We start from the raw sequence: 16,025 nt of genomic DNA, 5'->3' as shown, positions 1-16,025 counted from the left end.
ATCCCTGGTTTTTCCGTTAGAATAAATTTCATCTTGATTGAGCAAAGGATGGGATACTTATGGAATCTACCGTTTCCAAACGCTGGCTGCTGGCCAGGCTCTATGAACCGGAGCAGACAATTGTGGATTGCCGTTTTACGCTGGGGTAACCCCAGGCAGGCAGAGCAAGTTATGAGCAAGAGCATATTCCGGGCGGTCTATCTCGATTTGGAGCTGGACTTGTTCAGCCCGATAGAGGAACACGGCGGACGCCATCCACTGCCTGACCTGCAAGCATTCGCTGCGCGGCTAGCAAAGCTTTGGCATCGGGAATGATTCACGTATTGTCGCCTATGACGACGAAAGCGGTATGAACGCCGCCCGGCTCTGGTGGCTGCTTCGTTATCTGGGACACGAACAGGTCTACATTCTGGAGGGCGGCTTCAGCGCCTGGAAGGCAGAGAAATTCCCGGTTACGGATCATCAGCCGGTGCGGGTGCCCAGTTCTTTTCAGCCGAATGTGCAGACACAGATGCTGGTTGACGTGGACAAGATGCGCCAGGTTTCCGCAGAGACCGGACTCGCTAACCCTCCGGCTTCGGCCTTCCCTATCATCATCGATTCCTGTGCCCGCAAAACGATATTTGGGTTTGGAAGAATCCTTGGATAAGAAGGCCGGACATATACCGGGCGCCTTTAATTTTTTCTGGAAAGACACGTAGAATCCAGATGGAAGCTACAAGAGTGCCGAAGAGTTGCAAGAGCATTTCTCCAAGCTGGATAAGGACGCTGAGATCATCGGCTACTGCGGCTCAGGCGTAACTGCCTGCCCGAATGTGCTGGCGCTGGAGAAGGCCGGGTACAAGAATGTGAAGTTGTATCCGGGCAGTTGGAGTGACTGGATTTCGTATGAGGTGAATCCGGTGGCTACGGGGGAAGAGTAAGCACAAAGAGCCCGCATCTGACGCGGGCTCTTTGTGCTGTGCATATGTCGATGTAAAGTTCGTACAGAGCAGCAAGAGGTATCTCAAGTCAACAGGGAGTCAACGCTTCGCTTCGGAAAACATTTTCAGTGTAGCATGTATCGAGCGTTCGCTCGTAGCCGGCCATATCGACCTGTTTCCAAATCTTCTGGGAATAGTTCAGATCAGCCATTATTTCGTGCAGCATATGGGCGGCAACGCGATCATCTTTGAAAAAGCTACGCTGTATCAATATTTTGACAGCCTGAATATCGGCCTCATAATCATGCGAATCCAATAAGCAAATACAGTCGTTCCGGTCCATGAGCTGCGCTTATTCTGGATGTATTGATCACTGATAATATAAGTCCTGGTGGAGGCAGGGCTCTTCAAACCGAGCTTTTCCCACTCCGCCGGGTCATTCGAACCTCCAAGCCTTTCAAGCATATTTTCCGACGCACTATTTACTTTAGAAGGAATTTGCTCGTAGGCTTCGGTGATTTGCGCATGAAATTCGTCGATCGGATTACGGCTGGCAAGGCTCTCCAAGTGGATGCTTTCGCGAAGGTAAGAAATGTACGCAAGATGTTCAGCCCAGAACTCGTCGATATAAAAAAGCCTGACCCGCTGCTCCGAAGGACTCATCGGCTTCTCGCCTTTCAAAATTCGGAGCCGCTCCTCGTATAGAAGCCGCCTCTGATCCTCCACCATATCTGAATAACAGTTCAGTTCCTTGTGGATATCGAAGTTTTGGCCCATAACAATACGCTGAATACTTGTGATCTTGCTGCTGAGTACTGGCTCTTCAAGAGCCTCATTCTGCTTTGGAGCGCGAACCGCTTTATGGATGCCGAAGCGAAGCAGCAACTCGTCCTCCAAGCTTACATAAAAAACGGAAGCTCCCGGGTCGCCTTGGCGGCCGGAACGCCCGCGCAACTGGTCGTCGATCCGCACGCTTTCGTTCACATGGGTGCCAATCACATATAACCCGCCCAGCTTGGCGACTACCTCTGCTTGCACGGGATCGCCGCCGCCGAGCCGAATGTCGACGCCGCGTCCCGCCATATTCGTAGACACCGTCACTGCACCGTTTTCTCCCGCTTTGGAGATAATGTCGGCTTCTTCCGCGTCATTTTTAGCATTCAGAACATGGAAAGGTACGCCGGCAGCCGCTAGTGCCTTTGCCAGCATAGCAGACTCTTCGACGCTTGACGTACCAATGAGAATTGGACGTCCCGTCCTATGGACGGATGAAATTTCTTGTACGAGTGCCTTAAGCTTGGCTTCTTTATGGGTATAAATCCGGTGCAGATGGTCGATCCGGATGTTTGGCCGGTTCGGCGGGATTTGCACGACCTGCAGTGCATAAATATCTTCGAATTCTATAGCGGAAGCATGCGCGGTAGCCGTCATTCCACAAATCTGCGGATACAGGCTGATGAAGTGTTGAATGGTGATCGTCCCAAGAATTTTCCCGCCGGCTACGGACTGCAGCCCTTCTTTGGCCGTAAGCGCGGCTTGCAGCCCGTCCGGCAAATACCGGTTCTCCGCCACTCGGCCGGTATATTCTTCGATCAGCTCGATTTTGCCGTTCCGGACGATATAATCGACGTCTTTCTTTAATAACGATTCCGCATGCAGCGCGCAATTTAATGACGTCAGCAAGTGACTGTTATGGTTATCGTACAAATTGCCGCATCCCAGCAGCGATTCCGCTTTCGCAGCGCCTCCTTCATTTAAGTAAACGTTCCGCTGGAACTCGTCGAAGTCGTAATGCTCTGCTTGTTTGAGCTGCCGAGCCACTTCTGCGAAACGAAAGCCGTCGGACCTGAAAGAGGCCGAATCGCTGCTGATGACTAGCGGCACCCGCGCTTCGTCGAGAAGCAGCGAATCCGCTTCGTCGACGATAACGTAGTGGAAAGGACGATGCACGGTATCGGCTTCGCTTAGTGCGATTGTGTCGCGCAAGTAATCGAATCCCGCTTCTTTGGCCGTAACATAGGTTATATCCTTGGCATACGCTTCCCGTTTCTCGGAAAGGCTCATGCCGGCTTGAACCGAATTTATCGTTAACCCGAGGAATCGATAGATTGGGCCCATCCACTCCGCATCCCGCTTGGCCAAATAATCGTTAAAAGTCAGCACATGAACGCCTTTGCCGGTCAGTGCATTTAGATATGCAGGCATAACAGCAGAGAGTGTTTTTCCTTCACCGGTATGCTGCTCGATCAGAAATCTCTCATGTAGAGCAATGGCAGCCATGATCTGGACTTCGTAAGGCTGTAATCCGAGCTTTCTCTTCGCTGCCTCGCAGACTAACGCATAAGCATCGACAAGCAGCTCATCTAAAGGCGTGCCCGATTTTGCTTTTTCTTGCAGCCGGAGGGATTCCGCTTGAAGCTGCCCATCGTCCCACGCATGCAAATTCCGGTTCCTGATGAGCTCCGCTTTGTCCCGATAGACCTTCAGCTTATTCTGGGTATCGCGGTCTTTGAATTTTTGCATTAACTTGACGGCTGTATTCATAGAAATTTGATCTCCCCTCAGTAGAAATAAACTTAGTTTTGAACATTATTTGCGCTGATCTGTCACCCATCAGGTTCAAATCCACTTCATATAAGCAAAACCATACTTTTCCCTTGGCCATCCTGCGTCTTTCCCGCCAGGCTGAAACCTGCCCGTTTTAATAGAATCAGACGCGGCTATACTTCAATATTGTCAGACTATAGACGAGAAATTTACCCAATTCCATCAATCCGAAAGAGATTATAGTATAGACATCATTGGGTGGAATCAAAATGACTGTTCCTGCAGTTATGGGTAAACAATAGAAGTAGTCGAAGTTCAAACGGGATTACTGCCCAGACATTAATGCGGTCTTTCGGATTTCTTCGATTATACATGCTTACAAGCATCACCCACAGCGCGCTTAGAGGGACGAAAAAGATGACACAATAAATTCTTCCCGTCGTACTCGAAATTTCCCCTGACAGCATTATCTTTAATAGGTAAAACAAACCCAACGTGACGAGAAACAATGTGGTTGAAAGTAATTGCGAACACATAATCCGTGTTAACACTTTATTCATCCCCAGTTATTGGATGGGAATTATTGTAACTTGTGTATTGCAAAATGTAAATACTATATAGTATTTTGGAAGCCATCTTAGTCATTGAAAAGCAAAAAGAAGACGGCAACACGTTAAATCCGTCACTATAATGATCAGGCGACTTGTGTAAGGTGACAATAACGGTAGTCGGTCGTTCGAGTGTTGCTGTCCTCGCAGGCATATGAATCTCACCCCCTCAAAATGGATGGAAAATATCCTTAGCCTCCACCGACGACAAGGCGATCACTGAACCCGATCCAGACTGACACCCTGAACGGCTCCCGGTCATGACGGTTTGCGCGGTGGGACGACTTCGTTTCCGTTACGACCGCTCCCCCTGAATCTGGAGCTGCTTTGACAGGAGAGGAATACAGTCCAAGTTGTCCGACGAGCATCACGATAACCAGCAAGGCTGCCGGTATAGACAGGCGTTTTTTCATTACACTCTCCCCTTTGAGTATGAAAATAATGGTTCATGCAGCTGCGAAGTCTGCTGAAGTTACGGATTAAGAAATAGTATAATATATGGATAGAATATAAACGTCCCTTTTGTTTCAAATTTGAATGGAAAGTAGTGTGCAGCATGAATCTCTCATCGGTAAACAGCAGATATTCCGCACAGCGAATCGTCGGCTTCAACCGGGAAAAGGATGCCTTATCCCGGTGGCTTGCGGCCTCAGATGCCGGGATCTGCACGTTAATGCATAGCGGAAGGTGGTGCGAAGAATGAACGGTAAGGATGGCGTCCCGCCTGCGGGAACATTCGGACAGCTTGATCAGATGTGGTTCAGGCTTCGAAGCATCTCACAGAACAACAGTCCCAATGGAGAGTGGTCACTTCGGCTGCAATTTCTTGAATCGCATATGCTCCTGATTCCAATAGTTGGCCGGGGTTGGATAACGGTAGATGGCAAGTATAGTGAACTCAGAGCGGGTTTTGTGTTTGTTTGCCTGCCAGGGCAATTGATCGAAGCCGGTCTAGAGGGTTCAGGAGACCAGAGATTATACGTTCTGCGGTTTGATGTATTTGGTCAGCATGATCTGCCTGAACATCAGGAACAGACAAGCTCATCGGAGCTTCATATACCATTCCCCTTGGAAGGAGAAGCAGCGATTGCTTCAACTATTACTTACAGCAAACACTGTGAGGCCATCGCCGCTTCCATGGGAAGCATAACCCCCTTGCAGCGGCTGCATGCCCAGAGCGGATTCTATGAGCTGCTGTATAGTCTTCTGAGCGATGCCGGCCAGCAGCAGCTGAGCGATACTGATGCTGTTATGGAGCGGGTCAAGACATATATAGAGCAACACTACCGCGAAGAGATCTCCATTCGTCTGCTGGCTGGCGAGGCAGGCACTAGCGAAAGGCATTTCATCAGACTGTTCAAGCAGAAATATGGTCTCAGCGCGATTGAATACCTGACCGAATACCGGATCAGACAAGCAAGGAGCCTTATGCTGCCGCAAACAAATTATAAATTGAAGGATATCGCCGCTTACGTCGGTTACAAGGACATTCCTTACTTCAGGCGCAAATTCAAGCAAATTACCGGTGTAGCTCCGGCAACATTCATGCGAAATGCCAAGCTGAAAATTGTTGCATACCACGGCAGCCTGATTGGGGCACTGCTTACCCTGAATATTATTCCCTGCGCAGCTCCGGCTGACCATCCTTGGACTGAATATTACCGCCGTAAATATGAGCCTGGTGCGGTACTGCCCCTTGCCCAGGATGACGATACCAGAATACAGCAGCTCACCTCCCTCCATCCTGATTTTATTCTGGGGCTGGAGCAATCGCTAAGTCCGGACATGCAGCAGCAGCTTCAAGAGCTTGCACCCACTTATCTCGTGTCCTGGTTCCGAATGGATTGGCGGACACAATTACGATTCATCGGAAAATGCCTCAACAAGTCAAAGGAAACGGCGGCATGGTTAGACAAATATGAGCGCAAAGCCCAGGCTGTCCGGGCGGACTTAGATCATGAACTCGCCAAGGACAAGCTTCTTATTGCCCGAATATCCGGTCAGAAGATTACCGTGTTGTCTAACCGAAGCTTGGGCGAAGTGCTCTACGATGATCTGCATCTGCTCCCGGCGTCCGTTGTTAATCGCAAGCTTAGCCATCAGACATTGACGCTGAAAGAGCTGGGGTCTGCGGATGCGGACAGACTCCTGTTGATTGTGGATGAGGATGTCCACTCGCAGGCCGTCTGGTCTGAGCTCCGAGACAAGGAGTCGTGGAAGCATCCTGATCCCGCCGGATATTCGCGCGTTGACCACCTCCCTCCCTTCCCCTGGACAGAGTATACATCGTTCACACAGGAGCTGATCCTCGACCTGGTGTTGTCTCTTTGGCGTAATCGTACATAAAATATTGGCGATATTGTCAATAGTCGAATCCAAAAGATTGTTTTATACTCCTAACAGTGATATTGATTCTCACTCGCAAGTGAGACTTAAGGTATCGAAACTCAGGAGGTTACAGAATAAATGAGACAGATAAGAACAGGAATGGCGTTCAGTATGGCTATTGTGCTGGTATTGGTAATGGCAGCTTGCTCAAATAACAATGGACAGGCCAAGGTTGCCGCCACAGCTGAAGCGGACATTCGTGTAGTAAATAGCGAAAAAGGTGAGATTAAGATCCCTGCCAATCCAACCAAAGTCGTCGGGCTCTCCGTAGTCTATCCGGAGTTTCTGCTAGCATTAGGTGTTACACCCATAGCTGTACAGAACTACCATGAGGATTTCCCTGCCTATCTGCAAGAACCGTTCAAGGATACTCTTAAAATGGGCATTGCAGAAACCCCGAATTTTGAAATGATACTGGCCTCTGAACCTGATCTTATCCTTGCTCCCGTCTGGTGGTCAGGCAAGGACTATGACCAGTTATCCGAGATCGCGCCGACGGTTCTGCTGCCACAGCGCGATGACTGGCGTGATGAACTGAAGGATATAGGCGAGGTCCTGGGCAAGAAGGATATTGCAGAGAAGGTCATTCAGGAGCTGGCAGCCCAGGAAGCTGAAGCCAAGCAGAAGCTTGATGAACTGGTTGGCAACGAAACCGTGATGTATATGATGGTTATGCCTAACAGCCTCATCCTCTACGGGGATCAGATCGATCGCGGAAAGTTTATTCATACCACGCTTGGGCTGGAGATGATTCCGAACTTCCCCGATAAAGATCTGTCATTATCCATATCACTTGAGAAATTGCCGGAGTATAATCCCGACCACCTCATTATTCAGCTGAATAATGAGGACAGTGCTGAGGTTAAGCAAACCTATGAAGACATGCTGGATAGTCCTCTGTGGAAGAACATGAATGCGGTCAAAAAGAATCAGGTGTATACGATGGCGGGCAAGGATTGGTTTAACCTGGGCATGTCTCCGCTGGCGAACCGCTATGCGATTGATTCGGTTCTCCAGGCTTTTGAAGGCAACTCGGAATAAAGGGGATTTAAGGATGTGCGAAACCGACAAGATACAATGGGCAGAACGTTTTTTCATCCATTCGGAAGCTGCGGAGAATGCAGTGGTTACTTTATCGCTTACCGAATTAAGCCTGCCTGCAAATGCTGAGCATCTGCTCATAACGTATGCTTCCATGCTCGGAACAGATGACAAGCGTTTGGCAGCTGCCATCTTTTGCAGCTGGTACGCCGGACTTTGCGGAGCCAAATATGCACTGCTCACGGCTGCACACCCGATGGCTCGTGCCTTGTGCCTGAGCAACATGTCTGTACAGCTCATCCGCACTGGGGGATTCCCCATATTCTCCTTTCATGTCCATGAAAATCGGGACGATCTCTGCCACAAACCTAGTTCTGGGGAAGAATTACTAGATGAGCTTAGTTTGTTCTATAAGAATAATGTTAGACCGATTATTCTTGCTCTTGCCGAGGCCGCACAGACCAAGGCAGTGATGCTATGGAAGCATATTTATAATCAGCTATATACCTATATGGAAGAGGAAGCCCGGGACGCAGCAGGTGACAGCCGCCGCAACCTTATCATCGAGCAATTCAAATCTATGACCTGGGAACTCGAACCGGAGGTATTTGGACTTCCCGGCAATCCGTTCCGCATCATGCCCAAATTCAGAACGGACCCCAACCCTCCGCACCGCAAAATATCTATTAAGGCGACCTGCTGTCTGGCCTATCAGCTCAGAGCGGATCATGGATACTGCAGTAGCTGTCCTATACTGCCGCCGGAGTAACCGGAGAATAACGGAGCATTTCTCCGAGCCGGACAAGGACGCTGAAATCATCGTCTACTGCGGCTCCGGCGTGACCGCCTGCCCGAATGTGCTGGCGCTGGAAAAGGCCGGGTACAAGAATGTGAAGCTGTATCCGGGCAGTTAGAGTGACTGGATTTCGTATGAGGAGAATCCGGTGGCGGCGGGAGAAGAGGCCTAGGACCTGACATATGAGGAAGCCCGCAGGGGACGCGGGCTTTTTTGTGCTGCGAAGAAGTAAGATTCCATATTTGTATGAATACTCCCTTTACAAGCATAACCTGGATCTCTTACACTACAAGGTATTGTAAAATAAAAGGAGGAGCAGAATGAAACAACAATTTTTAATTATGGCACCTTTGTATGAACTGGCTTATTGGCCGGATGAAGATGCTGAAGAATATTTGGTGCATCCTAACTTTCAGAACATCATGGACGCTCTGAACATAACGATCCCTTTTCATGACATCTATGAGAATGCTCTGGAGCAGCCTGTCCATACCGGTCATGTGCTTAAATATGTTCATAAGGATCAACCTGGAACTTACATTATCCTGGACACCTATCAAGATCCGATTGATCAGCTAGGCATGGTACAGTTCGGATGGTGCGGTACCGATAATCACAATCTGATTCAGCAATTGTCCCGAAAACTGTATGATGAGTGCGAGCACAAAGCCTACTACCATGAAGGTCAGTCTGTACTTTACAAGCTGGCAAGGCCCGAACAATATCCTCGTACCATCCGTTATGGAGACAAATTGTTTCAGCAGGAGCTTAAAATCTACCAGGTATAGAGCCGTCAACGATTATACATACTTTTGCAACGACCCTGCCCCCCAGGAGAATTGCGGGGTCTTCTACAAAATCAGGACCACCCGTCCAACGGGTGGTTTGCTCTTGGGGTATAACCCCCTGTTGCCAAACTGCGCCTAAAGACGCTAGCCTGACCACACATTTGTTCAGGCTCAGTGTAATTTGTCATTTTCACTTACCCGTTAAACGGGCTTATTTCTTTTTGTTCCTTTTTTCACTAAATGGATCTTCGTACTCTTTTACACTCAGTTTATCTATCGCCTGGTCATGTGCTTCTTGTTCACGAATGTATTTGGCTACGGTGGCTTCATTTAGACCCACGGTGCTTACGTAGTACCCTTCTGCCCAAAATTTATCGATTTCCATATTTATACTTTAGCCCCGCATGCTTTTCAAAGATCATGAGCGAACTTTTTCCTTTCAGATATCCCATGAACGTCGACACGGCGATCTTCGGCGGGATGGCCACCAGCATGTGGACGTGATCTGGCATCATGTGACCCTCTATAATCTCCACTCCTTTGTATTTACATAAACGTTTGAAGATTTCGATCAAATCTTTCCTCACTTGATTATATATTTCTTTCCGTCTATACTTCGGGGTGAACACGATATGATATTTGCACATCCACTTCGTGTGAGCTAAACTATAGCTCTTGTTTGCCATCTAAGACCATTCCTTTCGTTTGAGCCTGAACATCTCAATTCTATCGGAATGGTCTTAGTGGTCAAACCCTCGTTCCCTCCACCCGCATAGCGGGTGGTTTTTTGTTTCGCGCGTTTCACGCACTCAACTGGCTAAAGCCATAACAAAAAGAGAAGGCCCGGAAGGACCTTCTCTAAAGTTAATGAACTATTTGCCCTGGGCAGACAGGCTTTGCAAATAGGCATCCGCTTCTTCATAGGTTGGATATACTCTTCTACTAGTTTATTATCACCGGTAATGGCCATTTTCTTCGTAGTCTCACATCTGAAATTCTGTTAAAATACTCCTTAGATAAAATCCCCCTTATCTCCCTATTAAAAAAAGGTGACCTATCATGCTCTCATTTTCCAGATTAAGCAAATGCAAACCCCCGATCCCGTAATTTCTTTGCCAGCTTATTGAGATTTTCAAACAATAAGGGGGATATTCGCTGTGCAAAGAAAAATCTCAAAACCATCATTATTGTTATTAATTATACTTGTGGGTTTCCCGCAAATTAGCGAAACGATATATACACCATCTTTACCCGATATTGCTCATCATCTCGGAGCCAGCAATAATATGATTCAGCTGACGCTCAGTATTTACTTTCTGGGCTTTGCGCTTGGTGTGTACTGCTGGGGAAGGCTGTCCGATTCCATCGGCCGGCGCCCAGCCATGGTGTGGGGCATTTTCGTATATGGCCTGGGCAGTCTCGGTTGTTATCTGTCCGGCTCTGCTGAATGGTTGCTGGCCTGCCGCTTCATTCAGGCTTTCGGTGCCAGCACCGGCTCTGTCGTCACGCAGACGATTTTACGTGAAAGTATCGATGGGGCAAGGCGTAATGCGGTATTTGCCCAGATCTCTGCGGCCCTGGCGTTTATGCCTGCCGTAGGACCGCTTATTGGCGGATGGGTGGATCAGTCGCTGGGCTTCCGGGCCGTATTCCTCACGCTCGTAATCATGAGTGTGGCTATCTTGGCGTATACCTGGACTTCTCTGCCTGAGACCAGAATAGCAGCCCCGCTGAGAATCAGTAGCCTTTCCGTGACCAGGCGTCTGCTGACAGACCGCAGGGTATGGGGATTCGGCTTTCTCATTGGAGCAACCAATGGCATACTGTTTAGCTACTATGCCGAAGCTCCGTTTATTTTTATGGAATTTTTCCATATGAGCCCCGGCCGATTCGGTTTCTTCGGTATCTTCGTGGCATTATCCTCCATCTGGGGCGCTTTGCTGTCGCGGAAGATGTTAACCCGTTTCCGGCCAGAGCATATTATTGTTATCGGCTCGGTCATTTCAGTGCTGGGCGCTGTTAGCCTGACAATGCTTACGGCGTGCGGTATACATGATAATCTAAGCGGTATGGTACTCATTGTCGTCTATATTTTTATCCTGCTTCTCGGCATCGGGATGACCATTCCAAATTGCCTCAGTCTGGCCCTCGTAAATTATGGAGACGTTCTCGGAACCGCCGGCGCAGTCTTTGGACTGGGCTACTATGTGATCGTCAGCCTGATTACGACCGGAATGAGCCTTTTGCATAATGGATCGTTATTGACGATGCCGCTGTATTTCCTCGGCCTGACCGTAGTGATGACTCTTGTGAGCACCCAACTGGCCCGTCCTGAATCAAAGTAGGCTGCTGTTGTAACCTGAGCCCGCGCTTGGCGCGGGCTTTTCGTATTATAGTTCTCCAGCCGCTTAATTAGGCACTTCCATCCGTCAAGTTTCATGAACTCCATGCTTGTAATTGAGAATAACTATCAATTATAATTTGAATAATTATAGATAAACGGAGAGCTGAGATGAAACTGAACGATCATATTAAGCTATGGAACCATGCGTCGGTTAAAGTGCTGGATATCCGCAGTGGTAGACTGGAGGCAGGAACAGAGCTTCCGCTCTACCAACTGCCGGCCAGCGCTTTTGTATATGCATATCAAGGACATGCCCGTGTGAAAATGGACGATTTGCAGGTTACATTGAGACAGAATCAGATTTTACATGGCGGCCGCGGGGCTGCTCTCCAGATTTTGGCGGAGGAATCATTTGAATATTGGCTTGTTTTGTATAAGGCAGTTCTTATGCTTCCCTCATCCAAAAAGCTGCAGCAGCAGCTCGAACGGGAGGATCCGTTTAAGTACCAATATAGCTTTGATCCACCTTACCCTGTGCCACTCCTGAACAAGCTTGAACAAATGTATGAAGACTGGATGACGTTCGACCCGCTGCATTCTTTGCACGCGAGGACATTGTTTTACCAATTCATTCATGAGTTATTAGGGCAGATGCAGCGTCAAGGGATTGAACCCGTCAAGCCGGATTTGCTGGTTCAGGCGCTTCGTTATATGCAGGACCACTATATGGAGCCGATCACACTGGATACCTTAGCCGAGCTGTTTGACTGCAGTGTCAGTTATTTAAGCAAGCTGTTCAAGAGCCGGATGAATGGAAGTCCGATTCGTGTATTAACGGGAATTCGTATGGAGGTTGCCGCGAACTATTTACTAAACAGAAATTTCCCGCTACAGGAGCTGGCTGAGCGGGTTGGTTATCCTGATGCGCATACCTTCAGCCGGAATTTTAAAAAACATTACGGTCTGCCTCCGGCACAATTCAAATTGCAATTCCGGGGAGACGGACCTGTACCAAAATCGCCTGATTTTCATCCGAAATCTGCCCTTGCAGCGGATAATTCCCGGTGCTATAGTATCATAAGCAATGAGAATTATTATCATTTACGCAAACTAGGGGGATTACCAGTGAAAAGAGGAACAAAACCGGCGTCTATTGCCACTGCGGCATTATTGTTATGTTTTACATTGTTGATTAGTGCTTGCTCTACTGTCTCGAATACTGCAAACAACAACGGCACAGGGACTAATAATTCTCTGCCAGTGAGTGCAACCAATCAGGAAGCAGGCACCGCCAAAGAGAGTTCTAACACAGGAAATGCTGCTGCAGCAACCAAAACCTATATGGACAGTAAAGGAGAAGTTACGATCCCGAAGAATCCAGAGCGGATTATTGATCTGACAGGAAGTGCGATTGGTAATTTGCTCGTGCTGGATGTCAAACCGATTGCTGCAGCCGATGGCTCATTAAAAAATCCATTCCATGAAGGGCGCCTTGATCATATCATCAATATTGGCGCAGAGCCGAATGCTGAAGCCATCCTGGAACTGGACCCGGATCTGATCATCACTTTTGACTACATCGAAGAGTCTCAGTATGAACAACTGGCGCAAATCGCTCCGGTGGTAAGGCTTAAGTATGGTTCAGGTACTCCACAGGATTTGTTATTGGAATTCGGAAAAATCACCGGAAAGGAAGCTGCGGCGCAGCAGTGGATTGAAGAGTGGAATGCCAAAATTGCTGAGGTTAAGCCAGAAATCACCAAGGTTGTCAGCGATCAAACGGTGTCGATCCTTCAACCCTATGCAAAAGGCATCTATGCCTGGGGTGACAAAGGTGGAAGAGGCGGTGAGATCCTCTACGGAGACCTTGAGTTAAAGGCCCCGGACATTATCCAGAAGACTCTGATCGACGGTGAGGAATTCGGCGGAGATTTATCGATTGAATTGCTGCCTGAATATGCCGGAGACTACATCTTCACAAGCAACTGGGGATGGGATGATGGAGATGCGAATGTCGTATATGGAAGCAAGGTATGGAAGTCACTCCCGGCGCTGAAAAATAACCAGGTCTTTTTTATTGATGAGAAAGGCTCCTACTATAATGACCCGATTTCTTTGGAAGCACAGTTGAAGTTTATTGTGGAGAGTTTTCTGGGTACAGGCAAGTAAGGGGAATATGCGGCTCTCTAAACGATAATGAAGATAAGATATCATATGCCAGTCTCCCGATAGTTGGCAGGCTGGCATATACAGTTCAATACAATCCCCCTCATAAAGTTAATATTAACTCCATAGCTACTCGTTCCCTCTCCGCAATGTCGGCTATAAGCTCAGATGTAAGTCTTAGCTCCTCTTGATTTCCGGTTCTTCCCGCATTATCAATCAGCGCTGAAACATTTGCCCACATCGGCGCGATTTCCGTAAACAAAAAGTAGGCCCGCTCTAATTTAGAATTACCGAACAAATCCACGCATTCTTTTAGAAAATCTCTATACAGGTTTCGAAATAAGGAACCGCCAGTCCCCGCTTTTTCCATCAGTAAAGCAGTCAAACACAGATCTTTCTCTAGATCCTTGCTTCTTGAAGGCCAATTCAGGATTTCACCACTCATTTTTTTGATTCCTTTATTCCCTAAATTGCGGATGGGCGGATTCAAGTAGTCCTGAGCATTGTTGATAAGGGATGATCGTATGACGGGTGCAAGTGCCGGGAGAGCGCCTGTTTGCTCGATTGTAAAAGAGCGATTTCTGGAACTCATGGACCCTTTCGCGTTTCTTGCCAGGGTTAAATTCGACAATCGTGTTGTCACAAGTCCGCCTTGTTGGCTTGTGTCTGCCATATAGGCATATTCGTCATCCATGCCATATATCACAGCATAGTGGGCTGCAAAGTGTATTTTGTTCGTAAAGTAATCTAAATAATACGAATCTAATTTAAGGCCCACAGGAATTCCCCGCTCAATGACGCTTTGCACATTCTGCCATGCTTTTGTCACAGACGAGGTTTCTTGCACTCTGATGTTCAAATTAAGCTGGGATGCTATGGCAGCGGACAGTTCATCCGGCTTCACCCTCCCCCCAATAAAAGGAAAGTCCATTCCCTTCGAATCCCAATAAATGAACCCCAAGCCTTGACCAATACCGAATAACATCGGCTCCGATAATCGAATACCTTCATGTTGAAGGAGATTGCCCATCGCTGTCGTCTCGCAGTGTTCTCCCATATAAGGTGTAAAATCTTTAATCATCATGTGCATGTCCCTCCAGTTCCTCTGTTAATTCGCTGATCAGATTGGCGACAAATGACTGTTCATGCTCAATGAGACTCATCGGGTGAAGAAAAAGAGCCCTAACGTGCAGCGGCAATGAATTGCCGCCTTGCGATTCAAATTTCTGCCCTATGTTCCTCAATGTGTCCTCAAGAAAGTTCTGCCGTTTCTGCAAAGCTTCCACGGCTTCATTGTTCCCTATAAAAGGGAGAGCTGCTAGTCCGAGGTCAAAACGGTTATCCCGCTCCCGTGTAGAAGTTAAGCTTATGAGGATTTCATTCCTTAAAGCTTCTATACCGGCTTCCATCATGACATATGTAGACGGCAAAGGTCCTTTGCCGGACTTATGACCGGAATCTTCGGTTTGGATCAGTCCTTTCTCTTTCAGTTTCTGCAATCCGGCGTAAATAGAAGTAGTACTTATATTCGCCCATTCTCTGTAGCCTCTTAGCTCTACCAACTTATTAATTTGGTACCCCGATGCCAGTTTGGATTCCGCAATAATTTGCAGCAACATAAATTCCACATTGGAAAGACGATTCATTGTTTATCTCCTTTATATATTCCATACGTGTAATATAACAGTAGTGGACTATATATTCAAGGTTAAATTTTTGCGGGTAACGGCAGGATAGTTCAATATTTAAACAATTGATGATAGGATGGTAGCAGCGGGAGCATGTCAAATTTTACAATAGGAGGGAAAGACGTCATTGAAGAGCTATTCCTACAACCCGCCCAAGCTGAAACCTTCGACCAAACGTATTGAGGTAACGGACGAGGAAGGAAATGTGGCGTGTACGTTCCAGAGAGTTTATCCGAACTCCGTAGTAAAAGTGTGCAATTATATGTTCGATATTGATTGGTCCGCACAGGTCAATGTATATTCAACGGATGGGCATCTGGTGTTTCAATGCAAGAAAACGGCGCCATGGCTCGGGAGACCAGAGTATATCGTCCAACGCTGTAATACACAAGACTTCTTCCGTGTTACTTATACGACATGGCAAACGCTCGCCCCGGAATTTAAGATCACCTATCAAAATCAAGAATACATGTTAAAAAAAGATATGTTGGATTGGGCGAAGTTCTTGCAGGGAGAGGATGTGTTGGCTAGGTGGAAGATGAAGCCGACGGAATGGTTTAAGACAAGATTGGAAATCGAAGCCGCTTCCCCGATCCAAGAGCCTGAATTTTTCGTAGCTTTGTTCCAATGCATCTTCTATATTGGCAATTGATACAAGTCTCGTAACTAATGTGAGGGTTCCTGGAGGCAGTCGCTCAACTATTTTTAACGGATGACCTTAAACAAAAAGCAGGTG

The 16,025-nt window shown here is 47.7% G+C and carries 11 protein-coding genes and 3 pseudogenes; 9 read left to right on the top strand and 5 right to left on the bottom strand.

The window, feature by feature from the left end; all coding sequences use genetic code 11:
* Positions 1–59: 59 nt before the first annotated feature.
* Positions 60–923, top strand: a pseudogene (locus IEY53_RS05290) (sulfurtransferase).
* A gap of 267 nt (positions 924–1,190) precedes the next feature.
* Here IEY53_RS05290 and IEY53_RS05285 read toward each other — a convergent pair.
* Positions 1,191–3,467 carry a preprotein translocase subunit SecA gene (locus IEY53_RS05285; protein ID WP_189022721.1) on the bottom strand — a complete coding sequence of 759 codons (2,277 nt, stop codon included), beginning with the start codon at positions 3,465–3,467 and terminating at the stop codon, positions 1,191–1,193.
* 802 nt (positions 3,468–4,269) lie between these two features.
* Positions 4,270–4,491 (bottom strand): hypothetical protein, encoded by a 222-nt coding sequence (locus IEY53_RS05280; RefSeq protein ID WP_189022719.1) that lies wholly within the window; start codon positions 4,489–4,491, stop codon positions 4,270–4,272.
* Positions 4,492–4,777: 286 nt separating this feature from the next.
* On the opposite strand from IEY53_RS05280, the gene IEY53_RS05275 reads away from it, so the two are divergent.
* The 5 genes and pseudogenes from IEY53_RS05275 to IEY53_RS05255 all read left to right on the top strand — a co-directional run bounded on the left by IEY53_RS05275 (position 4,778) and on the right by IEY53_RS05255 (position 9,091).
* Positions 4,778–6,424: an AraC family transcriptional regulator gene (locus IEY53_RS05275; RefSeq protein WP_189022717.1), complete on the top strand. Its 1,647-nt coding sequence runs from the start codon at positions 4,778–4,780 to the stop codon at positions 6,422–6,424.
* Between the two features lie 120 nt (positions 6,425–6,544).
* Positions 6,545–7,507, top strand: a complete 963-nt coding sequence (locus IEY53_RS05270; protein ID WP_189022715.1) for an ABC transporter substrate-binding protein — start codon at positions 6,545–6,547, stop codon at positions 7,505–7,507.
* Between the two features lie 13 nt (positions 7,508–7,520).
* Positions 7,521–8,276, top strand: a complete 756-nt coding sequence (locus tag IEY53_RS05265) for a (2Fe-2S)-binding protein (protein WP_189022713.1) — start codon at positions 7,521–7,523, stop codon at positions 8,274–8,276.
* A gap of 16 nt (positions 8,277–8,292) precedes the next feature.
* Positions 8,293–8,421 (top strand): annotated as a pseudogene (locus tag IEY53_RS05260) (rhodanese-like domain-containing protein); the annotation flags it as partial.
* A gap of 202 nt (positions 8,422–8,623) precedes the next feature.
* Complete coding sequence (locus IEY53_RS05255; RefSeq protein ID WP_189022711.1) at positions 8,624–9,091, top strand: hypothetical protein; 468 nt, start codon at positions 8,624–8,626, stop codon at positions 9,089–9,091.
* 211 nt (positions 9,092–9,302) lie between these two features.
* Here the strand turns inward: IEY53_RS05255 and tnpA are convergent.
* Positions 9,303–9,777, bottom strand: a pseudogene (tnpA, locus tag IEY53_RS05250) (IS200/IS605 family transposase).
* Between the two features lie 471 nt (positions 9,778–10,248).
* Between tnpA and IEY53_RS05245 the strand changes: the two are divergent.
* Positions 10,249–11,436, top strand: a complete 1,188-nt coding sequence (locus IEY53_RS05245; RefSeq protein WP_189022709.1) for a multidrug effflux MFS transporter — start codon at positions 10,249–10,251, stop codon at positions 11,434–11,436.
* Between the two features lie 167 nt (positions 11,437–11,603).
* Positions 11,604–13,604, top strand: coding sequence for an AraC family transcriptional regulator (locus IEY53_RS05240; RefSeq protein WP_189022707.1), 2,001 nt, complete (start codon positions 11,604–11,606; stop codon positions 13,602–13,604).
* Positions 13,605–13,704: 100 nt separating this feature from the next.
* On the opposite strand, the gene IEY53_RS05235 is transcribed toward IEY53_RS05240, so the two are convergent.
* Complete coding sequence (locus tag IEY53_RS05235) at positions 13,705–14,691, bottom strand: BtrH N-terminal domain-containing protein (RefSeq protein WP_189022705.1); 987 nt, start codon at positions 14,689–14,691, stop codon at positions 13,705–13,707.
* Entirely contained in the window at positions 14,675–15,247 is a 573-nt protein-coding gene (locus IEY53_RS05230; RefSeq protein ID WP_189022703.1) for a PadR family transcriptional regulator, read from the bottom strand. Before IEY53_RS05230 ends, IEY53_RS05235 begins: the two co-directional genes overlap by 17 nt.
* A 169-nt stretch (positions 15,248–15,416) precedes the next feature.
* Here IEY53_RS05230 and IEY53_RS05225 point away from each other — a divergent pair, with 169 nt between their 5' ends.
* Positions 15,417–15,941, top strand: coding sequence for a tubby C-terminal domain-like protein (locus tag IEY53_RS05225; RefSeq protein ID WP_189022702.1), 525 nt, complete (start codon positions 15,417–15,419; stop codon positions 15,939–15,941).
* Positions 15,942–16,025 lie beyond the last annotated feature (84 nt).

The organism is Paenibacillus albidus (assembly GCF_014644435.1).
Lineage (GTDB): Bacteria > Bacillota > Bacilli > Paenibacillales > Paenibacillaceae > Paenibacillus_AQ > Paenibacillus_AQ albidus.
Note: the sequence above shows the minus strand (reverse complement) of the source record. Positions and strands in the feature narration are given on the sequence as shown.

Coding starts and splice junctions, on each gene's coding strand:
- IEY53_RS05285 (WP_189022721.1), bottom strand. CDS start 3,467: ATGAATACAGCCGTCAAGTTAATGCAAAAATTCAAAGACCGCGATACC.
- IEY53_RS05280 (WP_189022719.1), bottom strand. CDS start 4,491: ATGAAAAAACGCCTGTCTATACCGGCAGCCTTGCTGGTTATCGTGATG.
- IEY53_RS05275 (WP_189022717.1), top strand. CDS start 4,778: ATGAACGGTAAGGATGGCGTCCCGCCTGCGGGAACATTCGGACAGCTT.
- IEY53_RS05270 (WP_189022715.1), top strand. CDS start 6,545: ATGAGACAGATAAGAACAGGAATGGCGTTCAGTATGGCTATTGTGCTG.
- IEY53_RS05265 (WP_189022713.1), top strand. CDS start 7,521: ATGTGCGAAACCGACAAGATACAATGGGCAGAACGTTTTTTCATCCAT.
- IEY53_RS05255 (WP_189022711.1), top strand. CDS start 8,624: ATGAAACAACAATTTTTAATTATGGCACCTTTGTATGAACTGGCTTAT.
- IEY53_RS05240 (WP_189022707.1), top strand. CDS start 11,604: ATGAAACTGAACGATCATATTAAGCTATGGAACCATGCGTCGGTTAAA.
- IEY53_RS05235 (WP_189022705.1), bottom strand. CDS start 14,691: ATGCACATGATGATTAAAGATTTTACACCTTATATGGGAGAACACTGC.
- IEY53_RS05230 (WP_189022703.1), bottom strand. CDS start 15,247: ATGAATCGTCTTTCCAATGTGGAATTTATGTTGCTGCAAATTATTGCG.